This is a genomic window from Sphingomonas qomolangmaensis, assembly GCF_024496245.1.
GTDB classification, from domain to species: domain Bacteria; phylum Pseudomonadota; class Alphaproteobacteria; order Sphingomonadales; family Sphingomonadaceae; genus Sphingomonas; species Sphingomonas qomolangmaensis.
This window is the reverse complement of record NZ_CP101740.1, coordinates 1,474,031-1,490,078: the sequence shown is the minus strand read 5'-3', so window position 1 is coordinate 1,490,078 and position 16,048 is coordinate 1,474,031. Positions and strand designations below refer to the sequence as shown.

General features: G+C 69.0%; 16 protein-coding genes. 9 read left to right on the top strand and 7 right to left on the bottom strand.

The window, feature by feature from the left end:
- Positions 1–31 precede the first annotated feature (31 nt).
- Positions 32–2,515 (bottom strand): PhoX family protein, encoded by a 2,484-nt coding sequence (locus NMP03_RS07060; protein ID WP_256507779.1) that lies wholly within the window; start codon positions 2,513–2,515, stop codon positions 32–34.
- Between the two features lie 194 nt (positions 2,516–2,709).
- Between NMP03_RS07060 and NMP03_RS07055 the strand changes: the two genes are divergently transcribed.
- From NMP03_RS07055 to NMP03_RS07045, 3 genes are read left to right on the top strand one after another with little or no spacing between them, the layout of a single operon-like run.
- The gene (locus NMP03_RS07055) at positions 2,710–3,249 is read left to right on the top strand and encodes a hypothetical protein (RefSeq protein WP_256507778.1); all 540 of its coding nucleotides are present in this window, start codon (positions 2,710–2,712) and stop codon (positions 3,247–3,249) included.
- Entirely contained in the window at positions 3,246–3,710 is a 465-nt protein-coding gene (locus NMP03_RS07050; RefSeq protein WP_256507777.1) for a hypothetical protein, read from the top strand. The genes NMP03_RS07055 and NMP03_RS07050 overlap by 4 nt, the downstream gene beginning before the upstream one ends.
- Positions 3,701–4,117, top strand: coding sequence for a hypothetical protein (locus tag NMP03_RS07045; protein WP_256507776.1), 417 nt, complete (start codon positions 3,701–3,703; stop codon positions 4,115–4,117). The genes NMP03_RS07050 and NMP03_RS07045 overlap by 10 nt, the downstream gene beginning before the upstream one ends.
- Before the next feature lie 73 nt (positions 4,118–4,190).
- On the opposite strand, the gene gspD is transcribed toward NMP03_RS07045, so the two are convergent.
- The 5 genes from gspD to gspG all read right to left on the bottom strand — a co-directional run bounded on the left by gspD (position 4,191) and on the right by gspG (position 8,519).
- Positions 4,191–6,275 carry a type II secretion system secretin GspD gene (gene gspD, locus NMP03_RS07040; protein ID WP_256507775.1) on the bottom strand — a complete coding sequence of 695 codons (2,085 nt, stop codon included), beginning with the start codon at positions 6,273–6,275 and terminating at the stop codon, positions 4,191–4,193.
- Positions 6,276–6,286: 11 nt separating this feature from the next.
- Positions 6,287–7,066 (bottom strand): type II secretion system protein N, encoded by a 780-nt coding sequence (locus tag NMP03_RS07035; RefSeq protein WP_256507774.1) that lies wholly within the window; start codon positions 7,064–7,066, stop codon positions 6,287–6,289.
- Positions 7,063–7,389, bottom strand: coding sequence for a type II secretion system minor pseudopilin GspI (gene gspI / locus NMP03_RS07030; RefSeq protein ID WP_256507773.1), 327 nt, complete (start codon positions 7,387–7,389; stop codon positions 7,063–7,065). The genes NMP03_RS07035 and gspI overlap by 4 nt, the downstream gene beginning before the upstream one ends.
- Positions 7,390–7,553: 164 nt before the next feature.
- The gene (locus tag NMP03_RS07025; RefSeq protein WP_256507772.1) at positions 7,554–8,012 is read right to left on the bottom strand and encodes a prepilin-type N-terminal cleavage/methylation domain-containing protein; all 459 of its coding nucleotides are present in this window, start codon (positions 8,010–8,012) and stop codon (positions 7,554–7,556) included.
- Positions 8,013–8,015: 3 nt separating this feature from the next.
- Positions 8,016–8,519, bottom strand: coding sequence for a type II secretion system major pseudopilin GspG (gene gspG / locus NMP03_RS07020; protein ID WP_319937630.1), 504 nt, complete (start codon positions 8,517–8,519; stop codon positions 8,016–8,018).
- A gap of 57 nt (positions 8,520–8,576) precedes the next feature.
- On the opposite strand from gspG, the gene gspL reads away from it, so the two are divergent.
- The 6 genes from gspL (at position 8,577) to NMP03_RS06990 (ending at position 15,114) form a co-directional block, all read left to right on the top strand.
- On the top strand, positions 8,577–9,668 hold the full coding sequence (gspL, locus tag NMP03_RS07015) for a type II secretion system protein GspL (RefSeq protein WP_256507771.1): 1,092 nt from the start codon (positions 8,577–8,579) through the stop codon (positions 9,666–9,668).
- A complete protein-coding gene (gspM, locus tag NMP03_RS07010; RefSeq protein WP_256507770.1) occupies positions 9,665–10,162 on the top strand; it encodes a type II secretion system protein GspM in 498 nt (165 codons plus the stop codon). The genes gspL and gspM overlap by 4 nt, the downstream gene beginning before the upstream one ends.
- Positions 10,159–11,661, top strand: coding sequence for a GspE/PulE family protein (locus NMP03_RS07005; RefSeq protein WP_256507769.1), 1,503 nt, complete (start codon positions 10,159–10,161; stop codon positions 11,659–11,661). The genes gspM and NMP03_RS07005 overlap by 4 nt, the downstream gene beginning before the upstream one ends.
- A gap of 151 nt (positions 11,662–11,812) precedes the next feature.
- Positions 11,813–12,886, top strand: coding sequence for an NAD(P)H-binding protein (locus NMP03_RS07000; protein WP_256507768.1), 1,074 nt, complete (start codon positions 11,813–11,815; stop codon positions 12,884–12,886).
- Positions 12,887–12,953: 67 nt separating this feature from the next.
- The gene (locus tag NMP03_RS06995; protein ID WP_256507767.1) at positions 12,954–13,760 is read left to right on the top strand and encodes a DUF1206 domain-containing protein; all 807 of its coding nucleotides are present in this window, start codon (positions 12,954–12,956) and stop codon (positions 13,758–13,760) included.
- 127 nt (positions 13,761–13,887) lie between these two features.
- Positions 13,888–15,114: a type II secretion system F family protein gene (locus tag NMP03_RS06990; protein ID WP_256507766.1), complete on the top strand. Its 1,227-nt coding sequence runs from the start codon at positions 13,888–13,890 to the stop codon at positions 15,112–15,114.
- A 133-nt stretch (positions 15,115–15,247) separates the two neighbouring features.
- Here NMP03_RS06990 and gspN read toward each other — a convergent pair whose 3' ends face one another.
- The gene (gene gspN, locus NMP03_RS06985; protein WP_256507765.1) at positions 15,248–16,039 is read right to left on the bottom strand and encodes a type II secretion system protein N; all 792 of its coding nucleotides are present in this window, start codon (positions 16,037–16,039) and stop codon (positions 15,248–15,250) included.
- Between the last annotated feature and the right edge of the window lie 9 nt (positions 16,040–16,048).

Genomic DNA, 16,048 nt, shown 5'->3' with positions numbered 1-16,048 from the left:
CGCGAGAGGGTCGAGTAAGCAGAAGCGCGGCTTAGAGCGCCACCACCCCGCCGTCGTTCTTGCGGACGACGATAACCGCCGAGCGGGGACGAACCGTTGCTGCCGGCGTTGTGCCGCCTTGGGTGTCGGGCCACCGGCTGGTGATGTTGGTCAAGTTGCCGCCTTCACCAGGATGCTGGACACCGACGAACAGCGTGCGGCCGTCAGGAGTGGTATCAACGCCGGTTATCTCACAACCTACCGGGCCGACCAGAAAGCGGCGCAACTCGGTCCCCGGCGCCGCACCAATCCGCGTCGTTACGGTGCGCGTGGTGCCGTCGGCGGCAGTATTGGTCACGGTACGCGTCCCACCGTCCCCGACCCGACCAGGGAAGGCGGCCAGCATCTGATTGTTGGTAACGTCGGTGAAAGCGCCGTCATCGGTTTGGACCCACAATAGCGGTTTCACCTGGCCCGTTGCGTTGGTCGGCCGGCCGAACCACAGGCCATCGGGGCTCGACAGATCATTATCCGCAGTCAGGCCCGACAAGTTGATGTTTGCTGCCTCAAGGTCCGAACCAGCTGCGAACAGATAGATATCCCAGGTGAACGTCGTTGCTTCGGTCGTATCACCGGCCTCGCGCAAGCGTAGAATGTGGCCGTTGCGGTTCGATCGCGAAGTGCTGGGCGGATCAAGATAGGCGCGTGGGTTCGAGGCATCGGCGGTGGCTGCAGTACGCGACGAGTTGTTGGTCAGCGTCAGGTACATTTCGCCCGTCGTTGGGCTGACTGCGGTCCATTCGGGACGATCCATCCGCGTCGCACCCACCGCATCGGCGGCCAGCCGTGCGTGGGTGAGCACATCTGCTTGGTCGGCATAGGAATAGACGGTATTCGCGGCGGTCAGCGGACCTTGGCCGAATACCAGCGGCAGCCATTCGCCCGAACCGTCGGGGTTGAAGCGCGCGACATACAGCGTGCCGCTATCGAGATATTTGTCCCCCATCGCCAGGCGATCGGTCGCGGTCGCATCCGCGGCAACCCACGGCGTCGCAGAGACGAACTTGTACAGATACTCGTTCTGCGCATCGTCACCCTGATACCAGGCGGGACGGCGGCCAACGACGAAATTGCCCGGCCAGGCGCCCTCGTGGTTCATGCGCCCGAGCGCGGTGCGCTTGCGCGGGGCCTTGGTGCGATCATAGGGATCGACCTCGACGGTCCAGCCATATTGGTTGGGTTCGTTGCGATAATCGGCGGTCGCGCTCGCGCCGGTCGCCTGGGCGTCCCACCGACGATACAGCGTGCTCGACGAATCGGCGGGCGTGACCGATGCCCAACCATAGTTACCGTTGGTACTCGACACGCCGTAGCGGGCAAGCGCTACCAGTTCCTTTGGTGTGCGGCGAGGATTGTCGGTTGCGGTTGGCCGACGGAAATAGCCCGACCAATTTTCTTCGCAGGTCAGGTTCGTGCCCCATGGGGTCACGCCATTCGCGCAGTTGTTGATCGTGCCGCGACCGTCGGTGCCGGCAGGCGAGTATGCCGTGCGCATCAACGTCGAACCCCGCGCGGGGCCGTTGATGGTCACCGGGGTGTTCGGCGTGATACGACGGTTAAACGTGCTGTTTTGGACATAGGACCAGCCCCCGTTCGCGGCTTGGATCACTTCTATGACACTGACGCCGTGCGCTTCGATTTCCTTGATCGCCTCGCTTTCGGGGCGCGCGATCGCAACGCCGCCGCCGCCGGTGCCGGTCTGACCGTTGGCGTGCATATATTGCTCGGTGATGTTTTCGTGATTTACCACGAGCACGCCACGAATGTTCGATGCGTCGTCCCGGGCACCAGCAGCATTCAAGCCGTAATAGTACAGCGCGTCATTATGGTCGCCGAACCGGTTGCCATAATCCGTGTCGGTGCCGTTGTTGGCGAACGCGGGGGTCGCAGCCGTCAAAGGATCGCCCAGCCGCGCAAGGACGCTCAGCGTATAGCCGGTCGGCACCGTCACGACGTCGTTGCGGTTCTTTGCGACCGCGGTGAAACCGAGCTGTGCGGGCGAGATCGTCACCGTCGTATCGGCGCTGCTCGCCTGGCCGCTCTGGTCGGTCGCGGTGTAGCGGAACACCAGCGGCGTGCCTGCGGCGACTGCCGGCGCAACGAAGGTCGCGGTCGCGGTGGTCGCGCCCGCCAGCGTCACGGTGGGGCCCGAAACCTGCGTCCACGATGAGGTGACGATGCCGCCGTCGTCGGTCACGGTGCTGGTCAGGGTCACCAACCGTCCGGCGCTGGTCGTGCCGCTCGATCCTGCGGTGACGACGGGGGCCGAATCGTCGTCGGTGTCGCTCTCGTCGTCGCATGCCGCGAGCAGCGCGCCGCCGAACACCGCGATCGCCGCAGCCGAAGCACCGCCGCGCAGCGTCTCACGGCGCGAATAGCGGCGATCGATCAGGTCGCTCAGGTGCGAATTGCTCGTCGGGTTGGTATCGATATCGCCATCGGTATAGGCCGACGTCATTTCGAAGCTGTCGCTCATGCTGATCCCCATTTTCCCGAATCCGTGATGGATCCCCGTACTGGCATTCCCTTTGAGCGCGCAGCCTTACAACCACATGCACAAACGGTGACCGTTCGGCGTAAGTGATAAGACTGTTTTAAGACAAGGCGGTGGGGGGCAGCGATAGGTTGCGGGTGCTTGTTCGATCGGGGTGTGACCGGCTAGGCGGCAACATGGACTCCGCCGACCGCCCCAGCCTCGCCGACCGCCTGTTCGCGGCGATGCGCAGTCGTGGGGCAGCACCGGCTGCCAAGCCTGCGGTTCCCGCCGTCGAGCGCCAGCGCGGCGATGATTCGGGCGGCTTCGGTATCCTGCTCGCGATCCTGCTGCCCGCCGGCCCGGTGCTCGCCTGGGGCGCGGCGACGCTGCAGGCCTCGGCGATCCGCCAGGAGACCCAGGCGCAACGCCGCGCCGCCGCGCCGGCGCTCGCCGCCCGCGCCGCCGGCCTCGCCGACCACGCCGCGCTGGCCGAAGGCGCGCCGGGAATCGCCGACACCCTCAACGCCTTCGCCGCGACGCTGCCGCCCGATGCGCGCCTCGCCGCGGTCGCCGCCGACGAACGCGGCCGCCTTAGCGCCGACGTCGCCACGCCCGATCCCGATACGCTGCGCACCGCGCTTCGCCGCGATCCGCGCACCGCGCGCCTCCGCGACGTCGGCCAGACGCGCGGCGACGGCGTGATCCTCGTGCGGCTGCGCGAGGTGGCGGAATGACGCCGCGCTGGACCGCGATCGGCGGCGCGTCGGGGCTCGCCATCGCGTTGGCGGCGAGCTGGCCGATGCTCGGCGCGATCGCCGATCTCAACGAGGCCCGCGCGGCGCAGGCGGCGCTTGCCGCCGAAATCGCCGCACCGCCGGTGCCGCGTATGCTCGCTGACGCTCGGCTGACCCCGGCCCCCGACGCCGCCACCGCCTCCCGCCGGGCTGCGCTTCGCCTCCGCCGCGCCGCGACCGCAGGCGGGGTGCTGGTCGAAACGCTCGAGGTCACCGATCCAGCCGCCCCCCACGTCGTGCGCCTCACCCTCTCGGCCTCGGGAAGCGAAAAGGCGGTGCTCGCCTTCGCCGACGGCATCGAGCGCGGCGACCCGGTCCTGCGCTGGCGGCGCTGGCGGCTGGCGAGCGTCTCGGGCGGTGCGGTCCGCGTCGAGGGCGAGGTGCTGGTGCCATGGCGTTGACCCGCGAACAGATCGGCTGGAGCGCCGCGCTGGCGCTGCTCGCGATCGCCACCCCCGCGGTGGTGCTGCTCGCGCCGTCACCCGAACCCTTGCGCGCGCTCTCAAGCCCGTCGCAGACGACGCTAGCCGCGCGACCCCCGCTTGACGCAGCACTCGGCCGCTCGCTGTTCGGCGCGGTGACCGAAGCCCGCGCGACCCCCGCCGACGCCCCGGCGCTGGTGGGAATCGCCGGCCGCCTCAACGTCGACGCGGTCGCGATGGTCCGCACCAGCGAGGGCGCCAGCCGAACGCTGGCGGTGGGCGAAGCGGTCGACGGCTGGCAACTCCGCGCGCTCGCGATCGACGCCGCTTTCTTCACCCGCGGCACGCAGGAGGCGAGGGTGCCGATGCCGGGCAGCGCGGAATAGCGCGCGCGCTGCCGCGCCGCACTCCACCGTCACCCCGGACTTGTTCCGGGGTGACGAGGGGAGGCAACCCCCCTCAATAGATCCCGTCAATCTCGACCGTCAGCCTCGGCGCCGGCGGCTTGAGCAACAGGCTGCGACGCTCGCTCAGGTACGATTCGTCGCCGCGCAGCCGCTGATAGCGTTCGTCCGATGCCGCTGCGGTTTCGTCGCTCGATCGCAGGATCGTCGGCTTCAGGAAGATGAACAGCGTCCGCTTGGTCCGCGATTCGCGGCGCGATTTGAAGAATTCACCCAGGATCGGGATATCGCCCAGGATCGGCACCTGGCTTTTCTGCCGCGCATAATCGTCGCTGATCAGCCCGCCGAGCACGATCGTCCGGCCATTGTCCGCCAGTACCGTGGTGTTGATCGCGCGCCGGTTGGTGATGATGTCGGTCGCGCTGCTCAGCTGCGTCTGCGCGATCGACGAGGCTTCCTGGCTGATCTCGAGCCGGATCGTGTCGCCCGCATTGATCCGCGGCAGCACCCGCAGCGTGATGCCGACATCCTTGCGCTCGACCGAGGTATAAGGCGTTACGCCGGCATTGTCGGTCAGGATCGACCCGGTGATGAACGGCACTTCCTGCGCCACCACGATCTCGCCCACCTTGTTGTCGACCACCGTCACCGACGGTGTCGACAGCAGGTTCGATTTGTCCGAGACGCCCAGCGCCTGGACAAGGATCGAGAAATCATTGCCGATCGCCAGGTTGCCACTGAGTCCTTCGCCGAGCAGCGCAGCGGCGGGAACGCCGAGCGCGCCCAGGATCGTGCGCAGCGACACGCCGTTATTCGCTCCGAACGACGTCGCTACGCCTTCGAACTGATTGACCACCGCGCCCGACGAACCGATCTGCACCGCTAGCTGTTCGGCTTCGGTACCGGTGATCTCGGCGATCGCGGCTTCGAGGATCACCTGCGGCCGGCGAACGTCGAGATCGGCGACGATCGTTTCCATGCTCGCCACCGCGGTCGGGGTGCCGCGCACGACGATCGCGTTGATGTCGGGAGCGGGCTGGACGGTGAGCTCCGGGGTGGAAAAACCCTGCGCAGGTTGCTCGCGCTGGCCTTCGCCGACGGTGCTGATGCCACCCCCGCCGCCGGTCATGCCGCCGCCGCCGCCAAGTCCTCCTGCACCGCCGAGCGCCGCTGCCGCAGCACCCGCATTGTTCGAATTGACCAGCCCCGAGAGCGTCGCGGTCGGGCTTCGGTTGGTCGATGACAGCCCACCCCGCGTCCCCCGCGACTGCAGGCTCCGCGCGACCGGATTGCTCGCCTCGCCTTCCTGCCCCAGCACCCCGCGCAGCACGTCGGTGACGCTCTCGGCATCGGCATAGTTCAGGCGGAACACCCGCGTGATCGGCGTCGCCCCGCCCGGCGTGTCGAGCGAGATCGCGATTCGCCGTGCCTCGGCCACCGACGAAGGCGTGCCGCGCACCACCACGATGTTGCTGCGCGGATCGGCCGCGACGCGCGCGCCGCCGGCTTCGCCGTCACCCAACACCTGGCTGATCGCCGCCGCCACTTCGGGCGCCGATCCGTTGCGCAGCGGGATCGTCGCGAAGGTCTGGCCGCCGCCGCCGTCCAGGCTGCGCATCAGCGATTCGATCCGCCGCACATTGTCGGCATAGTCGGTCACGACGATCGCGTTTGGGCTGGCGAGCGGCTCGACCGATCCGAAGGTCGCGACCAGCGGCCGCGCGATCCGCGCCGCCTCGGCGGCGGGCACGTTCGACAGCCGGATCATCCGCGTCGTCAGTTCCTGCCCCGCGCCCGAACGCCGCACCCCGCCGTCGCGCACCGCATTGGCCTGCGGCACGATTCGCCACGCGCGCCCCGATTGCACCGCGGCAAAGCCGTTGGCGCGCAGCACCGACTGGAACAGCTCCCACACCCCCGCCGCCGACAGCGGCTGCGCCGACGTCACCGTGACCGTGCCTCGCACCGCGGGATCCAGGATCAGCGTCCGCCCCGTCAGCCGCGAAATCTGGTCGGCGACATCGGCGATCTCGACCCCGCGCATGTTGACGACGATGTCGCCCGGCGGCCCCTCTTGCGCGGCGAGCGGCTGGAGCGCGGTCGCGGCGAGCGCGAGGAGCAATAGGGTGCGTTTGGCCACGGATCGTTTCTCTAGCGTAAGGGGACGGTGAGCGTCACGGGCTTGCCGTCGCGCACGACTTGTATCTGCGCCGATCCGCTGCGCGCGGCGGCGGCGAACGCGGCCTGGTCGGCAGGACCGCGGCCCAATGCCTGGCCATTGACCGACTGGACGACGTCGCCCGGCTGCATCCCCGGCGGGGCATTCTGGCCGACGGCATAGCCGCCCTCGGTCGGCGTCGCGTCGAAGCGCTGCAGCAGCGATGCGGCGGCTTGCGGCGCCGGCGCGGGGGCAGGGGGCGCGGCAGCCGGTGCGGCGCCGGGCGCTGGCGGCGCGCCCGGGGCGGGTGCGGGTCCGGCGGCGGGATCGGGGAATGCCAGGAATTCGGTCCGCCCGGCATTGTTCAGCAGCACGCGGTCGCGCTGGATTCCCTCGATCGTCGCGCCGCCAATGCCGTCGCCGATGCGGAACGGCTTGGCCGCCTCGCCCGCGTTCGAGATATAGGCGACCGAGAAGCTGGCCGGCACCGCGAACACCACGCCCTTCAGCGCGATCTGCAACCCCGTCGCCTGCGCCGCGGCGACCTGCGCCGCCTTGCCGAACGGTGCGAGCGCGAGCGCGGGCGCGATATCGGGCGCGACGCTCACCGGCCGCGTCCCCGACGGCACGGTGATCGCGCCTTGCCCGGCATGGCCCGCGATCCGCCAGGTAAGGCCGGCGAGCGCCCATGCCACCGACGCGACCATGCCGGCGGTGAACAGATCGATCGCCAGCTTCGACTGGCGCGGGGTGATGATGATCAGCCGGTTCATGCTGCGCCTGCGTCGAGGAAACCGTCGAGCGATGCAAGCGGCGATCCATTGGGTCCGCTCGCGGCGCCAGCGAACACCTCGATCCGCACCCGTTCGATCTCGGGATCGTCGGTGCCGGTCCGCCGCACCGCGACGCGCCAGGGCTGCCCCAGCATCTCGACCTGGTCGGGCGGTGCTAGCCCGATCTCGAGCTCGGCCAATCGGTTCTCCGCCACCCACATCGCGATGGCACGCTGCTCCATCCCGCGCGTCGAATCGATGTGCGTCTCGGTGGTACGGATCAGCCCGACGGTGGCGATCGCGAGAATCGCCAGCGCGACCATCGCCTCGATGAGCGAAAAGCCCGCTTCTCCTCCCCTCCCGTTTACGGGAGGGGTCGGGGGAGGGCCTGTAACTTCACGGACCGCGCTTGCGGACAGGCCCTCCCCTAACCCTTCCCGCAAGCGGGAGGGGGACAGAAGCGCGAAAGGAAGATTCTCGACGAATCTCACGCCGCCGGCATCACATTGGCGGTCAGCCCGTCATACAGCACCACCCAGCGCTGCGATCCCGCCTCGACCGTCGCGGTCATCGGCTTGCCCGCGCCGTCGGGGCCAAGCACCACCGGCGGACGCAGCGACAAGGTCATCGTCATTCCCCCCGGCAATTGGTGAAACCCCAGCGCATCGCCCTCGAACGCCTGCATTTCGCCCCCAGCGCCGAACCGCGCAAAACCATAGCCGGTCTTGCGCGCGGTGAACGCCACCATCGTATCGCCCAGCATCGCATCGTCAGCCGCCGCCTGCAGCCGCTGCGCCAATCGCCGCGCCTCGCTCTCGGCCGAGGGCGAGCGAGTCGCCGCGCCGATCCCCAGCGTCACCGATCCCGCCGCCACCGCGATGATCGCCAGCACGATCAGCATCTCGATCAAAGTCATGCCGAGCTCGCCGGCACGGCGCGCGGGCATTGCCTATTTCCCGCCCGTCAGGTCCGCGTCGAGACCTTCGCCGCCGGGCTGCCCGTCCTTGCCGAGCGACTTCAGCGCAAACCCGCCAGGCGCGGGCGAGGCATAGCTGTACGGATTGCCCCAAGGATCCTCGGGCACTTGCCCCAGATACCCCTCTGACGACCAGCTCGAGGGGATCGGCGGCGTCGTCGGCTTTTCGGCGAGCGCCTTCAGCCCCTGCGCCGTCGTCGGATACGATCCGTTGTCGAGCCGGTACATCTTCAGCGCGGCGGAGATCGTCCGGATGTCGGTGTTCGCCACCGTCACCCGCGCTTCGTCGGGCCGGCCGATCACGTTGGGCACGATCAGCGCCGCGACCAGCGCGATGATCGCCAGCACGACGATCATCTCGACCAGGGTAAGACCGGCCTCGTTTTCGGCGACATTGGGGTTTTCGACGATGGTGCGCGCGCGGGATTGTCCGCGGGCACGCCGGCTGTCATGAAACTGTTTCAATAAGATGCGCATCCACGCCCCATGCGACCGGTCCATGAAAGCAATGTTACAATCGATGGCGCCCCCGGCATGAGCCACCAGCGAACCCCCGCAGACCAGCGCCCCGCAGCGGGCGTCTGGACGCTCGACGGCGGCAGCGTCACCATAGCCGATGGCGAAGGCCCGGCAACCTTGCTCGTGCCGACCGAGGATGTGCGGCTGCTCGCGGTCGATCTGCCGCTGTCCTCCCGCGCCAAGCGGATCGAGGCGTTGCCCTTCGCGGTCGAGGAGATGATCGCCGATTCGCTCGATGCGGTGCATCTGGTGCTCGGCGCCGAAATCGCCCCCAAACGCTATCTGGTCGGCGTCGTCCGCCACGAACGGATGGAAGTGTGGGCGGCGATCGCCGACGAAGCTGGCCTGGGCGCCGCCGCGGTCGTCCCCGACGCGCTCGCGCTGCCGCAGCCCGATCCGGGCGAATGGGCGGTGCAATTGGGTGATACCCGCGCAGTCGTCCGCGCCGGCGACGGCACCGGCTTCGCGCTGCCCGCGCCGGTACTACGCACCGCCTGGGACGCCGCCGGCCGCCCCGCGATCCGCTCCTATGGCGCGCCGCTGCCCGAGGACATGGGGGCGCTTCCCGCCGAGATGGGCGAGGCCCCGCTCACCCGCCGGCTCGCCAACCCCGCGCTCGATCTTCGCACCGGCATCTATGCCCGCCGCCGGGTCGCGGTGCCCACCTATCGCCGTCGCCTCGCCTGGGTGATCGGGCTCGGCATCGTCGCGCATGCCTCGATCGCGGTCGCCGATACGCTGATGCTGCGCGCAATCGCCGATCGCCGCCAGGACGAGACGCGGCTGCTGGTCGCCACCGCCGCGCCGGGCACCCCCACCAACGCCGCCGACTTGGCGGGCTCGGTGGCCGACATGCTGCCCGAACCCGGCCGCGCCAGCGCCTTCCTGCCGCTCGTCACCCGCGTATCGAGCGCGCTCGCCCCGGTCGCGAGCGCGATCACCGTCCGCTCGATGCGCTTCGAGGGATCGACACTGATCCTCGATCTCGATTCGCTCCAGCCCGGCACAGCCGCGCGAATCACCGCGGCGCTCGCCGACGCGCGGATCACCGGCCGCGTCGTGCAAGGCCCCGGCGGCACCCTCCGATTGACGGCGACCGGCGCATGAGGACGATCCGAATCATCGAACGCAGCCGGATCGAGGCTGCGCTGCTCCGCCTCGACACCTGGTGGAGCGGGCTTTCGCAGCGCGAGCGCCTCCTCGTCTCGGTACTCGGCACGCTGCTCGCTGGGGTGGTGCTGGTCTACGGCGTGATCAAGCCGATCCAGGACGCGCGTGCCGAGGCGCAGGCCGACATCCGCACCTACGAAACGCTCAACGCCCGCATCCGCGCGGCAGGCACGCTCACCCCCAATGCCACCCGCCGCGAGGGGCCACCCGAGACGATCGTCACCGGCGCGGCACAGGGCTTCGGTCTCGCTCCGACCGTAACCCCGATCGAAGGCGGCGTCCGCGCCGCGGTCACCGACGCGAGCTACGACAATGTCGTCGGCTGGATCGCCGAGGTCAGCCGCTCGTCGGCGCTCGGCGTCGTCCGCACCGACATCGTCCGCCGCCCGACGCCGGGCCATGTCGCCGCCACGATCGAGTTCGCGCAATGACCGACACGCTGATCATCGAGGAAACCGCCGCGCCGCCGCCGCTCGCGCGGCTGCCTTATGGCTTTGCCCGCAAGCACGGCGTGCTGCTGCGCGCAGGGCAGGGGGGCACCGAATGCGTCCATCGCGGCGACGTGACGCTCGACGCGCTGATCGAGGTCCAGCGGATCGCCCCCGGCGCGGCGATGGTCATGGTCCCCGACGACGCCTTCGACGCCGCGTTGAGCGCAGGCTATGGCGACCGCAGCACCAACGCCGCCGATTTCGAGATCACCGAAACCGACCTGGCGGCGCTCGCCGATTCGGCGGCGGCGGTCGACGACCTGCTCGACACCCGCGACGATTCGCCCGTCATCCGCCTCATCAACGCGCTCCTGCTCGAAGCGATCAAGGAAGGCGCGTCGGACGTCCATGTCGAGACGCAGGAAAAGCGCCTCGTCGTTCGCTTCCGCATCGACGGCGTGCTGCGCGACATCGTCGAGCCGCAACGCGCGCTCGCGCCCTTGCTGGTCAGCCGGATCAAGGTGATGGCCAAGCTCGACATCGCCGAAAAGCGCACCCCGCAGGATGGCCGCGTCACGCTGCGGATCGGCGGCCACGACGTCGACGCGCGCGTGTCGACGATCCCGACCCAGCATGGCGAGCGCGTGGTGATGCGCCTGCTCGAGCGCGGCGGGATGACGCTCGACCTCGGCAAGCTCGGCATGAGCGACCGTGACCGCAGCGTCTTCACCCGCCTGCTCGAACGCCCGCACGGCATCCTGCTGGTCACCGGCCCCACCGGTTCGGGCAAGACCACGACGCTCTACACCGCGCTCACCCGCCTCAACGATCGCAAGCGCAACGTGATGACGGTCGAAGACCCGATCGAGTACGAGCTCGGCGGCATCGCGCAGACGCAGGTCAATCCGCGCACCGACATGACCTTCGCACGCGGCCTTCGCGCGATCCTGCGCCAGGACCCCGACGTCATCATGGTCGGCGAAATCCGCGACCAGGAAACCGCGCAGACCGCGGTGCGATCGGCGATGACCGGCCATTTCGTGCTCTCGACGCTCCACACCAATTCGGCGGTGGGATCGGTCACGCGGCTGATCGACATGGGGGTCGAGCGCTACCTGCTCGCACCGATGGTGGTCGGCCTGTGCGCGCAGCGGCTGGTTCGCCGGCTGTGCCCGCATTGCCGCCGCGAGGATGTCGCGACCCCCGGCGACGCGCTGCTGCTCGGCAATGTGCTGACGGTGGGCGAGCCGGTGTGGCGCCCGGTCGGCTGCGACGAATGCAATGGCGACGGCTATCGTGGCCGCGCCGGCCTGTACGAAGTCGTCGCGGTCGACGATCGGTTCCAGGCGATGATCCACGACGGTGCTTCGGAAGCCGAGCTCGAACGTGCGGCGAGGGGGGGCGACAATCCCTCGCTGCTCGACGATGGCGTGGCAAAGGTGCGCGCCGGGGTGACGACGGTCGAGGAGGTCGCGCGGGTGGTGAGGGACGAGGCGTGATGGGGCACCATCTCCCTACCCACCGTTCGTCCTGAGTAGGGGCTGAGCTTGGCAAAGACCCGTATCGAAGGACCTTGCCCCAAGCGGACCGGTGCTTCGATACGCCGCTTCGACGAGCTCAGCCGATACTCAGCACGAACGGTTGGAGAGTTTGGCAACCGCGATAGTGGAGGATGAAATAGCCCACCCTAGCCAACTACCCCGCCGCATCCTGGTCCTCGGCGGCACCGGCACCATCGGCCGCGCCACCGTCCGCGCGCTGGTGGCATGCGGATATGAAACCATCTGCTTCGTCCGTCCCGGTGCAACACCCGACGTGGACCCCAACCTCCCCCCCAACACCGCAAAAGAAAAGAACGGCACTTCGACAAGCTCAGCGCGAACGGAAGGGGGGCAAAACCCCACCCTCCGCCACGGCAAAATCACCGACCCCGCCGCGCTCGCCACCGCCATCGCACGCGAACGTTTCGACGCCATCATCTCCTGCCTGGCCTCGCGCACCGGCACCCCCGCCGATGCCTGGGCGATCGACCACGCCGCGCACAGCAACGCGCTCGCCGCCGCCAAAGCCGCCGGCATCCCGCATTTCATCCAGCTCTCGGCGATCTGCGTCCAGAAGCCGCTGCTCGCCTTCCAGCACGCCAAGCTCGCCTTCGAAGCCGAGCTCATCGCCTCGGGGCTCCGCTATTCGATCGTCCGCCCTACCGCCTTCTTCAAATCGCTCTCGGGCCAGGTCGAGCGGGTGCGCGCCGGCAAACCCTATCTGCTCTTCGGCGACGGTAGCCTCACCGCGTGCAAGCCGATCAGCGACGACGATCTCGCCGCCTATCTGGTCGACTGCCTCGACGACCCCGGCCGCTGGAACCGCATCCTGCCGATCGGCGGCCCCGGCCCGGCGCAGACACCGCGCCAGCAGGGCGAGGCGCTGTTCGCCCTGCTCGGCCGCCCGCCGCGCTTCCGCCAGGTGCCGGTCAAGCTGCTCGACACGATCATCGCAGTGCTGTCGGCGCTCGGCCGCATCGCCCCGCCGCTCGCCGCCAAGGCCGAACTCGCGCGGATCGGACGCTATTACGCCACCGAATCGATGCTCGTGCTCGATCCGCAAACCGGCCGCTACGACGCCGACGCCACCCCCTCGACCGGCACCCAGACGCTCGCCGACTATCACGCGCAGCTCCTGGCCGGGCAGGCGCAGGCCGAACGCGGCGATCATGCGGTGTTCTGATCGCGCGCAGGAACCCAGCGCGGTGCCACCTGTTATGCCCCCGCAACGAAAAAAGGGGAAAATCGCGATGCTGTCCGACGCCAATGCCACCATGCTCGCCCGGTTGGGCTTCGCCGCGCGCGGGCTGGTCTATCTGCTGATCGGCTGGTTCGCGATCACCGCGGCGATGGGGGGCGGCCAAACTGCCGACAACCAGGGCGCGATCGCCTCGCTCGCCCGCCAGCCCTTCGGCCAGGTGCTGCTTGCGATCGTCGCCGCAGGGTTGCTCGGCTATGCCGTCTGGCGGCTGACCGAAGCCGTCGCCGATCCCGAGCGGATCGCGCATGACGGCAAGGGCAACCTCAAGCGCGCCGCCCACGCGATCAGCGGGATCGCGCATGTGATCCTGGCCTGGACCGCCGCCAAGCTCGCGCTCGACCTCGGCGCTTCGGGCGGCCAGTCGCCCGGCGACGAGAGCGCGCGCGACTGGACCGCGTGGTTGCTGACGCAGCCGCTCGGCCGCTTCCTCGTCGCCGCGGTCGCGATCGGGCTGCTGGTCGCCGCGTTCCAGCAGTTCAAGAAGGCGTATAAGGGCGATTTCATCACCGAATTGCGCGGCGATGCGCCTGCACCCGGCTATGTCTGCACGATGGGCCGCATCGGCTATGGCGCGCGCGGGCTGGTGTTCCTGATCATCGCTGGCTTCTTCACCATCGCCGCGTGGCAATCGCGCGCCAGCGAAGCCGGCGGCATGGCCGACGCGCTGACCGCGCTCGAATCGCAGCCCGGCGGCAAATGGCTGTTGGCGGCGACCGGCATCGGGCTCGCGCTGTTCGGGGTGTACAGCTTCATCGAGGCGCGCTTTCGCCGGATTCGCGTCAACTTGCCCGGCTGATCGATCGAACATTACCGACAAACCTGTCCTGCGAACGCCGGCTGTGCTTAAACGTGCGCATGGCCGGCACCGACCCTACCGCACGCGATAACGTCCGCCCCGAGCGCAGCGCGATCGGGGCAGCGCGATGACCGCCTATGCTTATCGCGCCGCCGATCGCAGCGGCGCATCGCGCAAGGGGATGATCGAGGCATCGTCGCCCGCCGCCGCGCGCGCCGCGCTGCGCGAACAGGCGCTGCTGCCGCTCTCGGTCGGGCCCGCCAATGATCGCGGGCCGTCGGTCGGCTCGTTCCGCCTGCCGTCGCTTCGCCGCAAGGGGCTGAGCGCGCGCCAATTGTCGACCGTCACCCGTCAGATATCGACCCTGGTCGGCTCGGACATCCCGATCGAGGAATCGGTCCGCCTCGTCGCCGTCCAGTCCGAAGTTCCCGCCGTCTCCGCGCTGCTCACCGATGTGCGGGGCGCGATCCTCGACGGGCGCAGCTTCGCCGCGGCGCTTGGGCAACAGCCGCAGGCCTTCCCCGAATTCTACCGCGCCTCGGTCGCGGCGGGCGAACAATCGGGCAAGCTCCCCAGCGTCCTCGATCACCTCGCCGAATTCGTCGAAGCGCGGCAGGCCAATGGGCAAAAGATGCAGCTGGCATTGCTCTATCCCGCGCTGCTGGCGACGGTCAGCTTCGGGATGATGGCGCTGCTGATGGTCTATGTCGTCCCCGATATTGTCCGCGTCTTCGTCTCGCGCGGGGCCGAATTGCCCTTCCTCACGCGCGCGTTGATCGCGGTCAGCGCGGGACTACAGCATTACGGGCTGTACATGATGCTCGCCGCGGCGATCGGCTTCCTGCTGTTCGGCCGCTGGTCGCGCGTGCCTGCCAACCGGCTGCGGCTGCATCGCTTCTTCAGCGAGACCAAGCCGTTCGCGCGCTTCAGCCGCCAGTTCAACGCCGCGCGCTTCGCGGGCAGCCTCGCCACGCTCGTCGGCAGCGCGGTGCCGCTGGTCGAGGCGCTCCAGGCCGCCGCCGCGGTCACCCCCAACCTCCACGTCCGCACCAAGGCGCTCGGCATCGCAGCGCGCGTCCGCGAGGGCGTCAGCCTGCGCGCCGCGATGGCCGAATCGGGGGTCTTTCCGACGATGCTCGTTGCGATCGTCGCCAGCGGCGAAGCCAGCGGCCGCTTGGCCCCCGCGCTCGCCCGCGCCTCGGGCGAACTCGAACGCGAACTCGACGGGCTGGTCGCCACCCTCGTCGCCTTGGTCGAGCCGCTGGTGCTGTTGCTGATGGGCGGGCTGGTGCTGATGATGGTGCTGGCGATCCTGCTCCCGATCATCAACCTCAACAATCTGGTCGCGATTTAGCCGCGCGCCCTAAAGGCCGTTCGTCCTGAGCTTGTCGAAGGACCGTACTTCTTTTCTGACGTCGAAAGGAAGAACAGTGGGAGGGCTATGCCCGCCTTCGGCTCGACAAGCTCAGCACGAACGGAGGGGGGGCTTACAATTCGCTCTCGATCCCAACCCCCGCGGGCAACCCGGTAAACGGCAGCATCGCCGCGCCGTCCTGCGTCAACTGTACCTTGTACCCGCCATCCTCGCTAAGCGTCGCGTCGATCAGTGTCCGCCGCCGCTGGCCGATCGGCGCGAGCCGGATTCGGCTCTCGGTGCCGATATGCTCGGCGGTCAGGATCATCGCCGGCGTCGCGCTCGCGATCCCGGGCACCGCCGCACCCTTGGCGCGCGCCGAGCAGCTGCCCGGATCGATCGTCGCATTGCCCTCGACCAGCTGGCCGTCGCCGCCCAGCCGAAGCCGCGGCAGCTCGAACTGCATCGTCAGCTGGCAGGCAAAGGGTAGCTTGGGGAACACCGCCGCCAGCAGCGACGCATCCGCCGACCCGCTGACATTGTCGAGCCGCACCCCGCCGCCGCGCAGCAGCGCCTGTCCGCCAAGATCGGTGTCGGGCCCCTTGGCGGTCCAGTCGACCGCGAAGCCCAGGCTGGTCAGCGAGCGCAGCGGTGCCCATTCCCACGCCACGACGCTGCCCCCGGCGACCCCGACTTCGCCGTTCCACACCGTGCCCGCGACGCCGGTGCGCCACGGCTTGTTCTTCAGGAACACGCTTGCGGGCATCGTCGCCACCATCGCCGCGACGTAAGCGGCTATGCCGATGCCGGCGAACAGCGTAATACGCCGCCGTGCCTGAATTCTTGTATCCTGGAGTAGCGGCGATGAACCGGCGGGCAGCGCTTCGTTTTCTGCGATCCACCCTCGTCGTATCGTCGGCGACATGGGCCGCAT